This is a genomic window from Lactobacillus sp. WILCCON 0059 (assembly GCF_057197985.1).
This window is the reverse complement of sequence record NZ_JBUBHN010000001.1, coordinates 719,157-733,768: the sequence shown is the minus strand read 5'-3', so window position 1 is coordinate 733,768 and position 14,612 is coordinate 719,157. Positions and strand designations below refer to the sequence as shown.

Genomic DNA, 14,612 nt, shown 5'->3' with positions numbered 1-14,612 from the left:
CCGCTTGACTTCAATCAATCAGCTCTTTTTGTTCTTGATAGTAGGAATTTTCAATCCGCTGGTAGCTGCCTGGTTCAACCCGCTCCACCGCCGTAGCGATCGTGTCCAGGGCATCCTTGTAGTTGTAGTCCCTGTCATACAGCTTCATAGCGTTTCTGCGGGCCCGTACTACGCCTTCATTGTCCAGGAACTTGTTAGAGTACTGCATGGTCAGCTCAAAAAGATTGGCTGAGCTGATAATATCTTCTGCTTCTCTTTGCAGGCGGTCAACGTCATCTGAGATCTGCACCAGTTCTTCAGAGATCTTTTCCATATTGATCCGGACTTGGTTGAGTTCCCCGCTGGTCTTGCTGATTTCATTGATGACCAGAGTGTACATTTGCAAAAAGCCTTCCGGAATCCCCGGCAGATTCTGCCGGCTGAGGTGGCGGTAGACCAGGGAGACCTGCTGCTTGAATTCCTTGATTGACCGCTGGGCAACTTCTTCAGCCTCGTAAAGGCCGTCAACCGCTTCAGAGAGCTCTTGCTGGCGCTTGCCGATTTCCTGCAGGCGGCCAAGAATTCTGATCCAGTCATCCTGGACTTCAGAGTAAACCGCCCGGCCATCAGCGATCCGCTGGCTGGCCCGGATGTAGTCAGAATCCATCTTATGGACTTCTCTTTCCAGCTCCCGGCTTTCGTCCAGTTCCCCGTGGGTCAGCTCATAGCTTTCGTCGATGTGGCGCAATTTCTTGATCAGCTGCTGGCTGACGGTCTGCTGGTGGGTCAAGAGCCGCTGCAGCTTGTCCTGGTTCTTTTCAACAAAAGGCCGGGCCTTGTATTCCTTCTCCAGGATCCCGTAAAGGGTCTTGATCTCCTTTTCGACCTTCTTCATCCCCTTGCTGGTTTCTTCCAAATCCAGCTGGGCCAAAGAAGCCAGGGACCGGTCAATCTGGTCGTTGCTCTGCTTGATTTCCAGCAAGACGTCCAGGCTGCCGAAACCGTACTTGGCATCCCGCATCTGCTTGTAGCCAGCCGCGATTTCGTCCAGCTGTTCGGCAAAAACGGTCTGCAGGTTGTGCTGGTCTTCCTTAACTTCAGGCAGCTTGGTCTTCAAGGCCGTCAGATCGTCGCGTATTTTCGCCAAAACCCGCTTGGCTTCAACATGGTCGCCTTGAGCCGACAGATTCTTGGCCTGGGCAAAGTCTTCTTCCATGGCGGACAAGTGGTTTTCTATCTCTTCTAACGCCACGCTGTAGTCAAAAGAATCAGCCAGGATTTCCTTGCGGATTTCCCGGTAGCTCTGCATCAATTCGTCATATTGGGCCTTGTTTTCCCGGTTCGACTCCAAAAGTTGGGTAAAGACATCCGATGAATTCTTGACGTCTTCAGAGATGGAGTCGACTAATTCTCTGGCCTGCTTGATGCTTTGGTGGGATTTGACCAGGCGGTAGCGGGCATTTTCGTCTGCCCCGTCTTCAATCAAGCGCTGGATTTCAGGAAAAAGTTCCGCTGCCTTCTGGTAGCTCTTCTTCCAGGTATTGAGGGTGGCCAGGCTTTCCCCGGCCAGTTCCATCTGGTCCAGTTTGCCGATAGCGCGCTCTAAGTGCAAGTCTTCCATATTGCCCAGTTCATTGTCGAGCTCTTCGATCTCGCGCAATTGCCGGCGGTTGATCAAAAGCATGGCCATGACCAGGACGATGATCGTGATAATTAAAGTGATGAGTAGTAGAGATTGTGTTGATGACATATCTTTCTCCTCCGAACTAAAGTTAATTATACCAAACTAGCCTCTGAAATATTTCGACTTTGTCAGACTTTCTGCGTTTTTTTCTTGCTTTCCGGGCCCAAAGCCCTTATAATGGTCAACGTGTAAAATATTTGCAGCCATAAGCGACAAGAACGTCAACATCCCGGGACGTTTAGTGAACGAGTAACCCACGCTGCACGGGCGAAAATGTAAACTCGGGATGCACGAATGTTGAGCCTATATTGTGATTATTTTACTCCAACAATTTTTATTATTTTTATTGGAGGAATTTTAATATGTCAAGATACACTGGTCCAAGTTGGAAGCGGTCAAGAAGATTGGGTATTTCTTTGTCAGGCACTGGCAAGGAACTTGCTCGTCGTTCATACGCTCCAGGTCAACACGGTCCTAACCAACGCGGCCGTCTTTCAGAATACGGCATGCAATTGCACGAAAAGCAAAAGCTGCGCTGGATGTTCGGCTTGAACGAACGCCAATTCCGTACTTTGTTTGCCCGCGCTGGTAAGATCCGTGAAGGCCAACACGGTACCAACTTCATGATCTTGCTTGAACGTCGTTTGGACAACGTTGTTTACCGTCTCGGCTTGGCTACTACCCGTGAACAAGCCCGTCAATTGGTAAACCACGGCCACATCACTGTTGATGGCAAGCGCGTTGACATTCCTTCATACGAAGTTAAGGTTGGTCAAACCATTAGCTTGAAGGAAAAGTCAAAGAACCTGCAACAAGTTAAGGACGCTTTGGAAGCTGTTGCTTCACGTCCATCATTTGTTTCATTTGACGAAGACAAGATGGAAGGTCAATTGGTTCGTTTCCCAGAACGTGACGAAATGGAACCAGAAATTGACGAAGCCTTGGTTGTTGAATACTACAACAAGTTGCTGTAATATCAATTCGGCTTCAAAGTCTTTCCCAGTTTTGGGAAAGGCTTTTTTCTTGCCCAAAAAGTTCAGTTATAATATGCTTTAGACCCAGAAAAAGACAGTTTTAATTTTTAGAAAGGACGAAGCCATGACTGAAGATTTAGCCAAAAGAGTCGAAAATGCTGCTAGCGGCATTACTCCGCAGACCAGACCTGACGAGCGGCGGCGCTTCTTGGGCTCTTTGAGGGAGCGGGTTTTCGTGCGCATGACCATCAAAGACTGTGAAGACGACAAGTTAACCAAGCTTTTCTTGGATCACTTTGCTGACTACAAGGGCTACACCATTTTGATCAACGCCAACACCCCCAACCCGACCTTTGTCGGCCAGATTGAAAGCCGGGCCAGCAAGGAGCAGGTTTCCTTCCGTCTGGTCAATGACGAAACTGCCAGAAAAGGCGATGACGATTCCGCCATTCTGGTCGTCAGCAAGGAAGCCATCAACCGGATGCGGATCGAATTAACCCAGGTCTACGCCCCGCCCCTGCCGGCGGAAGAATTGCCGGTGCCAAAGAAAAAGGGCTTTTTGGCCAGATTCTTTGGGGGCGATAAATGAAGCCCTTAGCCTACCGGATGCGGCCCCAGTCCATCGACCAGGTCGTCGGCCAGCAGCACCTGGTCGGCCCTAAAAAGATCATCCGCCGCATGGTTGAAGCCAAGCAGCTCTCTTCCATGATTCTGTATGGACCGCCGGGCATTGGCAAAACCAGCATCGCCAGCGCGATCGCCGGCAGCAGCAAGTATGCCTTCCGCCAGCTCAACGCGGCTACCGACGGGCAAAAAGAGCTCTCCCAGGTCGCCGCTGAAGGCAAGATGAGCGGGACGGTCGTCCTTTTGCTGGATGAAATCCACCGGCTCAACAAGGTCAAGCAGGACTTCCTTTTGCCGCTGCTGGAATCCGGCCAGGTGATCATGATCGGGGCCACCACGGAAAATCCCTACCTGGCCATCTCCCCGGCCATCCGGTCCCGCTGCCAGATTTTTGAACTGAAGCCTTTGACTGAAGACGAGATTTTGACAGCTGTCAACCGGGCCTTAACCGATGAAGAAAGAGGCCTGGGCAAGTACCATGCCAAGCTGACGGATGAAGCGGGGAAATTTTTGGCCCAGAAAGGCAACGGGGACCTGCGGGCCACTTTAAACAGCCTGGAACTGGCGGTTTTGTCGACCAAGCAGGAACTGGAAGCTGAAGGCAAAGACGCCTCCTCTTTCACGGTTACCTTGGACGACATGGCCGATTCCCTGCAGCTGAAAATCCAGAACTTTGATGCCGACGGGGACGGCCACTATGACCTCTTGTCCGCCTTTCAAAAGTCCATCCGGGGCTCTGACACTGATGCGGGCCTGCACTACCTGGGCCGGCTTCTCGAATCCGGTGACCTGGTTTCAATCTGCCGCCGGCTCAGCGTAATTGCCTATGAAGATATCGGCCTGGCCAATCCGCCGGCCTGTGAGCGGGCTATTTTAGCCGTACAGACCGCCCAGCAGCTGGGCCTGCCAGAAGCCCGGATCCCCCTGGCCAACGCCGTCATCGAGCTCTGCTTGTCTCCTAAGAGCAATTCTGCTATGACAGCTATCGACGCGGCTTTAGCCGATATCCGCCAGACTAATGTCGGCCAGATTCCCGACCAGTTGAAAGACGCCCACTATCAAGGTGCCGGCAAGCTGGGCCACGGAACTGGCTATCTTTACCCCCATGACTACCCGGGCGACTGGGTGGCCCAGGCCTATCTGCCTGACCGCCTGCAGGGCAAGCAGTACTTTGCCCCTAAGGGCGAGAGCAAGTTTGAAGCAGCTTTTAAGAGCCAGTACCAGCGCCTGCATGACCTGCAAAAAGAGGGTCTTAAGAGGAAGTGAAAGCGCTACGATTTTACTTGACAAAGGCTGCCGGGTTCTATATTATAATAAGTGATCTGAGTTGATCGTCAGAAAGCTTATTTGTAAATTAGTTGACCGATCAAACTTAAGGACGTGGTGGCCTGTCAGTAACTACTGAATCGGAATGCTGCTTACGCAGAATCCATATTCACTGCGCGATGGGCCGGATTTTGTGATTTTTTTACGGGATCAACAAGCGCCATTTATGCTTTGGTCAACTCGGATTTTCTTAGACAATAACAGCGGTCCTTCGGGCCGCTTTTTTGTTTATTCCTGCCCCTAGATTACTCAGTGTGTTTTCAGCCCTTTTGAAAACTAGAAAGTTCATTCGATGCTCTACATCCGTATTTTCATGATTATTTTTATCGCCTGCATGCTGCTGACCGCCTGGTACCTCTGGCACCGGAGAAACGGCGCCTTCCTGGTCTTTGACGTTTCCAGCTCCCCGGAGCTTCACAGCTTGATGACCATCTGCGCCTGGACGCTTCTCGCGATCAGCGTTTTGGGGATCATTTTGCTCTTCTTTGACAACAAGTATCTCAACTTGATCACCCTCTTTTTGGGCTCAGCGACGATTTTTATCTTCGCCCTCCTGCTTTCGCAAAACAATCAGTAAATTTATTAAAATGCTTTCATTTTTTTGGTAAAATAGAGACAGGAAGAGGTGGCAAAAATGACTAAACAATACCAATACAAACATATCCAAGTAGCTGTTGACGGTTCCAAGGAAGCTGACCTGGCTTTCAAGAAGGCCGTTACGGTTGCCAAGCACATGAACGCCAGCCTGGAAATTCTCCACGTTATCGACACGCGGTCCTTCCAGAACGTTTCCAGCTTTGACTCAGCCATGGTTGAGCAGGTTTCCAACGACGCCAAGAAGAAGATGGAAAAGTACTACCAGTCTGCCTTAGACAGCGGCGTCAAGGAAGTCCACTACTCTATCGAATTCGGCTCACCAAAGGCCATCATCAGCCGGGAATTCCCGAAGAAGCACGACATCGACTTGATCGTTGTCGGCGCGACCGGTTTGAACGCCGTTGAGCGTTTGCTCATCGGCAGCGTGACTGAATACGTCACCAGAACTGCTGACTGCGACATCCTGGTCGTTCGGCACAACAAGGCTGCTTTGGACTAAGTCCAGCTGAATATCATAAAACCGCCCCGGTCGATTGACCGAGGCGGTTTTCATATGCTCTCAAAAATTCAGTTAAAAGTCGCCAGCCGTGCTGAACATGTAGTCCTTGTTGTGCCACTTCATCGAGAGGATCAAGCCGATCCCGATCATGTTCCCGATCAAGGCAGACCCACCCTGTGAAACAAATGGCAGGGGCACCCCGGTAAGGGGCAGTAAATCAATGCTCATGCCGATATTTTCAAAGACGTGGAACAAAATCATCATGATAATCCCTGTGGACACATATGAATAGAAGGCGTTCTTGGTCGAGAAGGTGATCTTGACCATCTGCACGATCAAGACGAAGTAAATCCCGATCAAGGCCACGCCGCCGACAAAGCCGAAGCTTTCCCCGACCACGGAGAAGATCATGTCTGAGTTCCGGACTGGCACGTAGACTTTAATATTGTTAAAGCCATTGCCAAAAATCTGCCCGGACCCGATGGCCTTCATGCTCTGCCAGAGCTGGTAGGCGCTGTTGGAGTTGTCACCTGAAGGGTCACTCCAGGACTTGATTCTTTCCAGCTGGTAGGTCTTGAAGTAATGGCGCAAAATCGTCTGCCCTTCACTGGTAAAGACCAGGAGGATGACGCCGACGCCAACCACTACCATCAGGATAAAGACAGGAATGATGATTTTCCAGGAGATCCCTGAAACCAGAAGGATCCCCGCGGTAATCGCTACAAAGACCAGGGTGGTCCCGAAGTCAGGCTGCAGCATAAGGAGCATGGCTACTGGCAAAAACCAGGCCATGACCTTGCCGATCAAGAGCCAGTCATTTCTGAGGTTGTGGGAGTAACGCTCATTGTGCTCTCTGACTACTCTGGCAAGCTGCAGGATAAAGGCCGGCTTCATGACTTCCGAAGGCTGGAAGCTGACGGGCCCAACGACAAACCAACTCTTGGCCCCGCTGCTGGCGGCCGTTGTCCGGTCATACAGGAAAAGGACCGCGATCAGCAGGAGGATCCCCAGCCCATACAGGTAGGGGGCCAGCTTGAAGATCTGCTCGGCGTCAAAGCGGACGATGAAGGCTACCATCAGCCAGGAAACCGTGTACCAAACAATCTGCATGGCCACGGTTCTGGTTGGCGTCCCATAGGTCGAGTCGTTAACCGACGCGTTGTAAATTGAATAAAAACTGACGAATGACAGCAACACCACGGGAATTACGACTCCCCAGGCAATGCGGTCATACCATTTGCTTTCTTCTTGAACTTTTGCCATTAACTATCACTTTATTCGTTAAAATTATTTTTCGTGCAAGGTGAAGTAGGCCAGCAGGTCGTTGATGCCGGCATCAAGGCTCTTGGCAAACATCACGTTCTTGGACTTGCTGCTGGTTACCCTGAACTTGCCGTCAACCTGTTCGATCAAGCCGATCTGGCGCTTCTTCGGAATTACTACTTCCCAAGTCGGTACCCGGCGGCCAGACAGTTCGTTGACCTCGATCCCGATGTTTTCTTGATTTCTTGACATATTCCCTCCTCGTTAGTGACTGTGGAATTTTCTGGCAATAATTTCGTCTTCATATTCTTCTGGGTGTGGGTTGCGCAATAGGGTAAACTTGTCCGGCACCGGATCCACCCCGCCGCGGTTAAATGGATTGCAGCGCAGGATCCTTGCCAGACCCATCAGCAGTCCCAAAAGCGGACCATGCTTTTCCAAAGCGGTGATCATATAGCTGGAGCAGGTCGGGTAGAAACGGCAACTGTCCGGCAAAATCGGTGAAATTGCCCGCTGGTAAAAGCGGACTAGAAGAATCATTATTTGACGCATTATTAGTGACGTTCGTGCTTTTCAATATGCTGCAGCAGGATGCCAGTGCCCAGGGCAACTGATTCAAGCGGTGAATCAGCGATCAAAACCGGAACCTGCAGACTGTCGGCAATCAGCTTGTCGATGTTCTTCAGCAGGGCGCCACCACCAGTAATCATGATCCCCCGGTCAATGATGTCGGCAGACAATTCTGGCGGCGTTTCCTGCAGAACCTGCTTGGTAGCATCAATGATGCTTTGCAGGCCATCTTGCAGGGCTTCCGTTACTTCAGAGCTACTTACCTTGATTTGCTTTGGCAAACCGTCAATGGTATCCCGGCCGCGGACATTCATGCTTGCGTCCGGGTCTGGGTCAGTAGCGGCACCAATTTCGATCTTGATGGCTTCAGCCGTCCGCATCCCGATCAAGAGCTGGTGGTTGGCCTTGATGTAGTTGACGATCGCCTGGTTCATCCGGTCACCGGCATAGCGCAGGGACTTGGAAGTCACGATTTCACCCATGGACAGGATGGCGATGTCAGTCGTCCCCCCACCGATGTCGATAACCATATTCCCTTGCGGCTTGAAAATGTCCAGGCCGGCCCCAACAGCTGCTACCTTAGGCTCGTAGTCCAGGTAGACCTTGCCGCCGCCAGACTTTTCCGCGGCTTGGATGATTGCCTTTTGCTCGATTGAAGTTACTCCAGTCGGGGTGCAGACCAGAATGTTCGGCTTGCTCATGAAGCCCTTTACGTTCAGCTTCTCAATAAAGTAGCTCAGCATGGCTTCAGTAATGTCAAAATCAGCAATTACCCCGTCCTTTAAAGGCCGGATAACGCGGATGTTGCCAGGAGTACGGCCAACCATTTCATAAGCTTCAGTGCCGACAGCGACCACCTTGTTGGTGTTCGTATCCACGGCAACCACGGATGGCTCGTCGATCACAATGCCCTTGCCGGAAACGTTGATCAAAACGTTCGCGGTCCCCAAATCAATACCAATATCTTTTGACACGTCTATTTCCTCCATAACATATTAATTTTAATTGTACCATAAAAGCCCTCTGTATAGCGGATTCCGCCTAGCTTTAACCGATTCTTTAAAAGAGATTAGAGAGCTGCAATGAAGTATCTATCAAGGCGATCAAAAATTGGCCGACTGTATAGCCCAGGGCAATCGCCGTGAAAATTAAGAAGACCTGGGCCTCAAAGACCCGGTTAGACCGAATGATTTTCTCGATTCTGACGGCTTTGATCGCCTGAAAGGCTAAGGCAATGCAAACAAAGTAGATCACCAAGCTGATGATTGCGTGAATTCCAAGTTGTCTCATATAAAATCTACCATAAAAAAAGAGCGGAATAAATCCGCTCTTTTCCCTTATTTGTGCAGCGCGTCGTAAACGTGAATCCGGTTTACAGCCCGCCGCAAAGCAATTTGAGCCCGTTCCAATGACTGCTCGTCGTGCTTTTCCTTGGCTTCCTTGATGTGCGCCTCGGCCCGCTGCTTGGCAGCTTCAGCCCGACTGAGGTCAATGTTGCGCGCGCGTTCTGCGTTGTCGGCAATAATCGTCGCCACATTGTCGGCGAATTCGATGATCCCCCCGCTGACGGCGATGTGATCAACCTTGTGGTCGACATCGGCGCCGCGTTGGACCCTGACTTCACCAATCGTGAGCGGAGTTAAAATCGGCAGGTGGTTGTACAAGATCTGCCGGTCGCCGTCAATAGCCCGCATTGAGACGGAGCTGCCACGGTGAGAATAGATTAACCCGTTTGGCGTAACGATATTGATCTTAAACAGTTTCTCTGCTTCTGCCATGATGCATCAACCTACTTTTCTAATAAGGCTTTTGCTTCCGGATCGCTTGGGGTAACCCCCATCTTTTGCGCCTTCTTCAAAACGTCTTCGATCGGACCAACGCCTCTGAAGGCATCTTCAGGCAAGTCGTCAAGATGGCCGTCGAGGATCATCTTGAAGCCCTTGATCGTTTCCTTGATTGGAACGTATGAGCCTGGAACGCCGGTAAAGACTTCGGCAACGAAGAAGTTTTGTGACAGGAAGAACTGAATCTTACGTGCCCGGGCAACGATCAGCTTTTCTTCGTCTGACAATTCATCCATACCCAAAACTGAGATGATGTCTTGCAGTTCGCGGTAGCGTTGCAGAATGTGCTGAACCCGGGTAGCAACGTCGTAGTGTTCCTGGCCGACAATTTCTGGGTCCAGGGCACTGGAAGTTGATTCAAGCGGGTCAACGGCAGGGTAAATACCTTGTTCAACCAAGCTACGTTCCAAGTTGGTCGTCGCGTCCAAGTGGGCGAAAGTAGTCGCTGGCGCTGGGTCAGTGTAGTCGTCGGCTGGCACGTAAACGGCTTGGATAGAGGTAATTGACCCCTTCTTGGTGGAAGTGATTCTTTCTTGCAATTGACCCATTTCCGTTGCCAAAGTTGGCTGGTAACCAACGGCACTCGGAATCCGGCCCAGCAAGGCGGAAACTTCGGAACCGGCCTGGGTAAACCGGAAGATGTTGTCGATGAAGAGCAACACGTCCTGGCCTTCAACGTCTCTGAAGTATTCAGCGATCGTCAAACCGGTCAAAGCGACCCGCATTCTGGCACCAGGCGGCTCGTTCATCTGCCCGAAGACCATGGCAGTCTTTTCCAAAACGCCGGATGCCTTCATTTCGAAGTAAAGGTCGTTACCTTCACGGGTTCTTTCCCCGACACCAGTGAAGACGGAAATACCGTTGTGTTCCTGGGCAATGTTGTGAATCAATTCCTGGATGATCGTGGTCTTGCCGACCCCGGCACCACCAAACAGACCGACCTTACCACCACGCAGATATGGTTCCAGCAAGTCGATAACCTTAATACCAGTTTCCAGGATTTCACGGCTAGTAGTTAATTCATCATACTTAGGTGCTTCTTTGTGGATCCCGGAGCGAGGGTGGTCAGCTGGAAATTCTGGACCACCATCAATCGGTTGACCTAAAACGTTGAAGACCCGGCCCAAGGTATCCGGACCAACTGGTACGGAAATTGAGCTCCCAGTGTCTTCAACCTTCATCCCACGACGAAGGCCATCGGTAGATTCCATCGCGATGCAGCGCAAAACGCCATCGCCTTGTTCAAGAGTAACTTCAAGGATAATCGATTCGTCGTCTGACTTGATGACCTTCAAGGCATTGTTGATGTCTGGCAGGTCTTTGCCAATAGGAAACTTGACGTCGACAACAGGGCCGATTACTTGAACGATTTCACCTTGACTCAAACTTCTACCTCCTTTTCTCTTATTCAAGTGCATTCGCACCACTGACGATTTCAGTCAATTCAGTAGTGATTTGTGCTTGTCTTGCACGGTTCATTTGCAAACTAAGACTAGAAACAAGGTCCTTGGCATTGTCCGTGGCACTCTTCATGGCTGTCATAGAACTTGCGTGTTCGGCAGTCTTGGCGTCCAAAATGGCACCATAGATTTCCGCCCGCGCGAATTGCGGCAGCAAGGTTGCCAAAACGCTATCAATGTCAGGGGCAACTTCAAATTCAATCTTCTTGCTTTCCTTGGCTTCCGCGGTGTCGATGTCAAGGTCGACGATCGGCAGCATCTTTTCGGCCCGGAAGGCTGAAGACAAAGAATTCACGTGGTGGGTGTAGCAAACGTACAGTTCATCATAAACGCCGTTCAAGTACATCTTGATCGCCGTTGAAACGATTGGCAGGGTTTCCTTGAAAGTCGGCACGTCTGAAACGCCGTCTTTTTCATAGACAACGTTCAAGTTGTTCTTCTTGAAGAACTGGGAGCCGACGCTGCCGATTGACAGGATCTTGGACTCTCTGCCCTGCAGCTTGTCGTCGGCTACCAGGCCCATCATCTGCTTAATGACTGAGCTGTTGTAGGAGCCGACCAGACCACGGTCACCGGTAACTACCAGGTAGCCAACGGAATGAACTTCAGCCCGTGGCTTGATCATGTCAGAAATGATCCCCATCCCAAAGACGTCATCGTAGTCGATGGAGTCAATGTTGTCTTGCGTCAGGCGGTAGTTGGCCTTATTCAAGTGATTGATCACGCTGGCACTCATCAGCCGCGACACGGTTTGGTGGAGCAGCTGGTTGTATTCCTGGTAGCCCTTGTCTCTTTTTTCAGTCTGATTCAGTTTAGCTGCTGAAACCATGTGCATGGCTTCAGTAATCTTACTCGTTTGCTTGACAGAAGCAATTCTCTTCTTCAATTCAAGTAAAGATGCAGGCATAGTCTACCTCCTATTTGTTACTTGATGAAAAGCTGGATGCAAATTGTTGAATAGCTTCTTGAAGCTTGTTTTCATCTGGCAATTTGCCAGTTGACTTGATTTCAGCTAACAGATCAGCATGGTTGGCGTCAAAGTCGGTGTAAAGTTCTTGTTCAAAGCGAGCAATATCATCGACTGGTACCGCGTCCATAAAGCCATGCGTCAAAGCGTAAAGCAGGACAACCTGCTTTTCAACGGCAACCGGCTTGTGCAGCGGCTGCTTCAAAACTTCGACGGTCCGCCGGCCGCGGGCCAGCTTGGCTTGCGTTGCTTGGTCCAGGTCACTGCCGAACTGGGCAAAGCTTTCCAGTTCCCGGTATGAAGCCAGGTCGGTCCGCAAAGTACCGGCAACCTTCTTCATGGCTGGGATCTGCGCGGCCCCGCCGACACGGGAAACAGAAGCCCCGGCGTCGATGGCTGGGCGCGTGCCTGAGAAGAACAGGTCACTTTGCAAGAAGATCTGTCCGTCAGTGATGGAAATAACGTTGGTTGGAATGTAGGCGGAGATGTCCCCGGCTTCAGTCTGAATGAATGGCAGAGCAGTCAGTGAGCCACCGCCCAGTTCCTTGCTCAATTTAGCACTCCGTTCCAACAAACGTGAGTGCAGGTAGAAGACGTCACCTGGGTAGGCTTCACGGCCAGGCGGCCGACGAAGCAGCAGGGAAAGTTCACGGTAGGCAACAGCCTGCTTGGACAAGTCGTCGAAGACAACCAGGACGTCCTTGCCGGCGTACATAAATTCTTCACCCATCGCGGTCCCGGAATATGGCGCAATGTAAAGCATTGGCGCTGGTTCTGACGGACCAGCTTCAACGACGATGGTGTAGTCCATCGCCCCCAGCTCCTTCAAGGTTTCAACTTGTGCTCTGACAGTTGATTCCTTTTGACCAATTGAGACGTAAATACAAATTACGTCTTGCCCTTTTTGGTTCAAAATGGTGTCGATCGCTAAACTGGTCTTACCAGTCTTACGGTCACCGATAACCAGCTCACGCTGACCACGGCCAATTGGCACCAGCGCATCAATTGCCTTGATACCAGTTTGCAAAGGCTGGTTGACTGACTGCCGCTGCATAACGCCTGGCGCCTTGGACTCGATCGGCCGAGTCTTGTCAGTCTTAATTTCACCTAAGCCGTCAACTGGCTGGCCCAGTGGATTCACAACCCGTCCAATCAAAGCATCCCCAACTGGAACTTCCATAATCCGGCCAGTTCGCTTGACGCGGTCGCCTTCGCGGATGTCGTCAAACTTGCCCAGAATGATGATACCAACATCATTGCTTTCCAAGTTTTGGGCGATACCGTAGGCACCATTGTCGAACTGCAAAAGCTCACTTGACAAGACATTGTTCAAGCCGTGAGCGCGGGCGATACCATCGCCGACGTAAGTTACGACACCGACTTCATCGATGTCCAGCTTATCGTCGTAGTGTTCAAGTTGCTGCTTGATTAAAGAGCTGATTTCTTCCGCTTTAATGCTCAATGGTTTCACCTCTTTATAATACTTACTTTGTTAATACGGCGCGGATTTTCTCCAATCGATGCTTTACTGAGCCATCGATCACGCGGCCTTCAACCTCAAGGACCACGCCGCCGATAATTTCTGGATCAACTTCATTTTCAAGATGAAGTGCCTGCAAGCCATACTTCTTGGCATAGCTGTCTGCAAGGCGCTGCAGCTGATCTTCATCTAGCTTCACTGCAGTCTTAGCGACACCCGTTCCGATGTGGTTGGCAACATTGTACAGGTGAATGTAGTAATCAATGATGTCAACCAAGTTGTCAAAACGATCATAGCTAAGCAAGAAGTTCAGAACTTCTTGAAGCTCTGCAGAAAAGCCCTGTTCAACCGCCGTCAAAAGATTCTTCTTTTGCTTAGCGTCCAAAACAGGATTGCTCAGAACCTGGACAAAACGGGGCTCTGCTTGAACTGCCCGCTTTAATTCAGTCAGTTCGCTGAACATGAGCTCTGTCTTGCCGCTGTCTTTGGCAAAATCAAAGATCGCCGTTCCGTAGCGTCTTGCCGTTTCTTCTCTACTTAAGGCCATTAATCGTTCAACCCCTTAATGAACTGATCAACTAAATCTTTTTGATCAGCAGCAGATAAGTTCTTAGCAATTACCTTTTCCGCAATCGTCACAGAAAGATCAGCAACTTCGTCGCGGGCTTCGTTCAAGGCGTCAGTCTTCGCTTGAGCTGCATCAGCCTTGGCCTTTTCCCGGATAGCGGAAGCTTCATCGTTTGCTTCGCTGACGATTTGCTTGCCGGTCTTTTGCGCATTACTCTTGGCATCGGAGAGAATCTGGGTTGCTTCTTGTCTTGAATTCTTCAAGGCTGCTTCCCGTTCATTGGCCAAAGTTTCAGCCTTCTTACGGTCGCTGGCAGCTTGATCCAAGTCATCAATGACTTTCTGACGGCGCTTCTCCATCATGTCCTTTACCGGGCCCCAGGCATAGTGCTTGACGGCCAGCAAAAGGATGCTGAATACGATTAAATACCAAAGGGTATTAATGATTGAGATTTCAGCGCCGGCGAATACTGGTTGAAATTCCATCGACAATCCTTCTCTCTCAATTTAGTAACTAATGTAAATTAACGTCTGATTAATTAAGGAACAAAATCAAGAAAGCGATAACGATAGCCAGGATTGGAACGGCTTCGATCAAACCAACACCGATGAACATGGTTGATCTCAAGTTACCAGCACTTTCTGGTTGGCGGGCGATGCTTTCGATCGTCTTTGAGATAACCTTACCGTTCCCCCATGAAGCAGCCAAAGCAGCGATACCAGCAACAAGTGCAGCAGCTAAATCCTTTAAACCTGTAGTCATAATAAAACCTCCGAA

The 14,612-nt window shown here is 50.5% G+C and carries 18 protein-coding genes; 5 read left to right on the top strand and 13 right to left on the bottom strand.

Going from position 1 to position 14,612, the window contains the following annotated elements:
- Positions 1 to 10: 10 nt before the first annotated feature.
- Complete coding sequence (gene ezrA, locus ACYVUT_RS03610; RefSeq protein ID WP_439774675.1) at positions 11 to 1,729, bottom strand: septation ring formation regulator EzrA; 1,719 nt, start codon at positions 1,727 to 1,729, stop codon at positions 11 to 13.
- 296 nt (positions 1,730 to 2,025) lie between these two features.
- Between ezrA and rpsD the strand changes: the two genes are divergently transcribed.
- The 5 genes from rpsD to ACYVUT_RS03585 all read left to right on the top strand — a co-directional run bounded on the left by rpsD (position 2,026) and on the right by ACYVUT_RS03585 (position 5,683).
- On the top strand, positions 2,026 to 2,637 hold the full coding sequence (gene rpsD, locus ACYVUT_RS03605) for a 30S ribosomal protein S4 (protein ID WP_201331551.1): 612 nt from the start codon (positions 2,026 to 2,028) through the stop codon (positions 2,635 to 2,637).
- A gap of 124 nt (positions 2,638 to 2,761) precedes the next feature.
- Positions 2,762 to 3,226 (top strand): YueI family protein, encoded by a 465-nt coding sequence (locus ACYVUT_RS03600; RefSeq protein WP_484499968.1) that lies wholly within the window; start codon positions 2,762 to 2,764, stop codon positions 3,224 to 3,226.
- Complete coding sequence (locus ACYVUT_RS03595; protein WP_439774677.1) at positions 3,223 to 4,527, top strand: replication-associated recombination protein A; 1,305 nt, start codon at positions 3,223 to 3,225, stop codon at positions 4,525 to 4,527. Before ACYVUT_RS03600 ends, ACYVUT_RS03595 begins: the two co-directional genes overlap by 4 nt.
- 352 nt (positions 4,528 to 4,879) lie before the next feature.
- Positions 4,880 to 5,164, top strand: coding sequence for a hypothetical protein (locus ACYVUT_RS03590; RefSeq protein ID WP_484499967.1), 285 nt, complete (start codon positions 4,880 to 4,882; stop codon positions 5,162 to 5,164).
- A 57-nt stretch (positions 5,165 to 5,221) separates the two neighbouring features.
- Complete coding sequence (locus ACYVUT_RS03585) at positions 5,222 to 5,683, top strand: universal stress protein (protein WP_439774679.1); 462 nt, start codon at positions 5,222 to 5,224, stop codon at positions 5,681 to 5,683.
- A gap of 72 nt (positions 5,684 to 5,755) precedes the next feature.
- On the opposite strand, the gene ACYVUT_RS03580 is transcribed toward ACYVUT_RS03585, so the two are convergent.
- The 12 genes from ACYVUT_RS03580 to atpE all read right to left on the bottom strand — a co-directional run bounded on the left by ACYVUT_RS03580 (position 5,756) and on the right by atpE (position 14,597).
- Positions 5,756 to 6,946: an FtsW/RodA/SpoVE family cell cycle protein gene (locus tag ACYVUT_RS03580; protein ID WP_484499966.1), complete on the bottom strand. Its 1,191-nt coding sequence runs from the start codon at positions 6,944 to 6,946 to the stop codon at positions 5,756 to 5,758.
- A gap of 24 nt (positions 6,947 to 6,970) precedes the next feature.
- Positions 6,971 to 7,198 carry a DUF2969 domain-containing protein gene (locus tag ACYVUT_RS03575; protein WP_002880076.1) on the bottom strand — a complete coding sequence of 76 codons (228 nt, stop codon included), beginning with the start codon at positions 7,196 to 7,198 and terminating at the stop codon, positions 6,971 to 6,973.
- A 12-nt stretch (positions 7,199 to 7,210) separates the two neighbouring features.
- Entirely contained in the window at positions 7,211 to 7,498 is a 288-nt protein-coding gene (gene yidD, locus ACYVUT_RS03570; RefSeq protein WP_003617406.1) for a membrane protein insertion efficiency factor YidD, read from the bottom strand.
- Positions 7,499 to 7,500: 2 nt separating this feature from the next.
- Positions 7,501 to 8,490 (bottom strand): rod shape-determining protein MreB, encoded by a 990-nt coding sequence (gene mreB, locus ACYVUT_RS03565; RefSeq protein ID WP_484499965.1) that lies wholly within the window; start codon positions 8,488 to 8,490, stop codon positions 7,501 to 7,503.
- 85 nt (positions 8,491 to 8,575) lie between these two features.
- Complete coding sequence (locus ACYVUT_RS03560) at positions 8,576 to 8,806, bottom strand: DUF1146 family protein (RefSeq protein ID WP_439775772.1); 231 nt, start codon at positions 8,804 to 8,806, stop codon at positions 8,576 to 8,578.
- A gap of 47 nt (positions 8,807 to 8,853) precedes the next feature.
- Entirely contained in the window at positions 8,854 to 9,294 is a 441-nt protein-coding gene (locus ACYVUT_RS03555) for a F0F1 ATP synthase subunit epsilon (protein WP_296228114.1), read from the bottom strand.
- A gap of 11 nt (positions 9,295 to 9,305) precedes the next feature.
- Positions 9,306 to 10,745, bottom strand: coding sequence for a F0F1 ATP synthase subunit beta (gene atpD / locus ACYVUT_RS03550; protein WP_439775773.1), 1,440 nt, complete (start codon positions 10,743 to 10,745; stop codon positions 9,306 to 9,308).
- A 19-nt stretch (positions 10,746 to 10,764) separates the two neighbouring features.
- Complete coding sequence (locus ACYVUT_RS03545; RefSeq protein WP_439775774.1) at positions 10,765 to 11,727, bottom strand: F0F1 ATP synthase subunit gamma; 963 nt, start codon at positions 11,725 to 11,727, stop codon at positions 10,765 to 10,767.
- Between the two features lie 10 nt (positions 11,728 to 11,737).
- Positions 11,738 to 13,249, bottom strand: coding sequence for a F0F1 ATP synthase subunit alpha (gene atpA, locus ACYVUT_RS03540; RefSeq protein WP_484499964.1), 1,512 nt, complete (start codon positions 13,247 to 13,249; stop codon positions 11,738 to 11,740).
- 22 nt (positions 13,250 to 13,271) lie between these two features.
- On the bottom strand, positions 13,272 to 13,814 hold the full coding sequence (gene atpH, locus ACYVUT_RS03535) for an ATP synthase F1 subunit delta (RefSeq protein ID WP_484499963.1): 543 nt from the start codon (positions 13,812 to 13,814) through the stop codon (positions 13,272 to 13,274).
- Entirely contained in the window at positions 13,814 to 14,320 is a 507-nt protein-coding gene (gene atpF, locus ACYVUT_RS03530) for a F0F1 ATP synthase subunit B (RefSeq protein ID WP_439775777.1), read from the bottom strand. Before atpF ends, atpH begins: the two co-directional genes overlap by 1 nt.
- 49 nt (positions 14,321 to 14,369) lie before the next feature.
- Positions 14,370 to 14,597 carry a F0F1 ATP synthase subunit C gene (gene atpE, locus ACYVUT_RS03525; protein ID WP_412135881.1) on the bottom strand — a complete coding sequence of 76 codons (228 nt, stop codon included), beginning with the start codon at positions 14,595 to 14,597 and terminating at the stop codon, positions 14,370 to 14,372.
- Positions 14,598 to 14,612 lie beyond the last annotated feature (15 nt).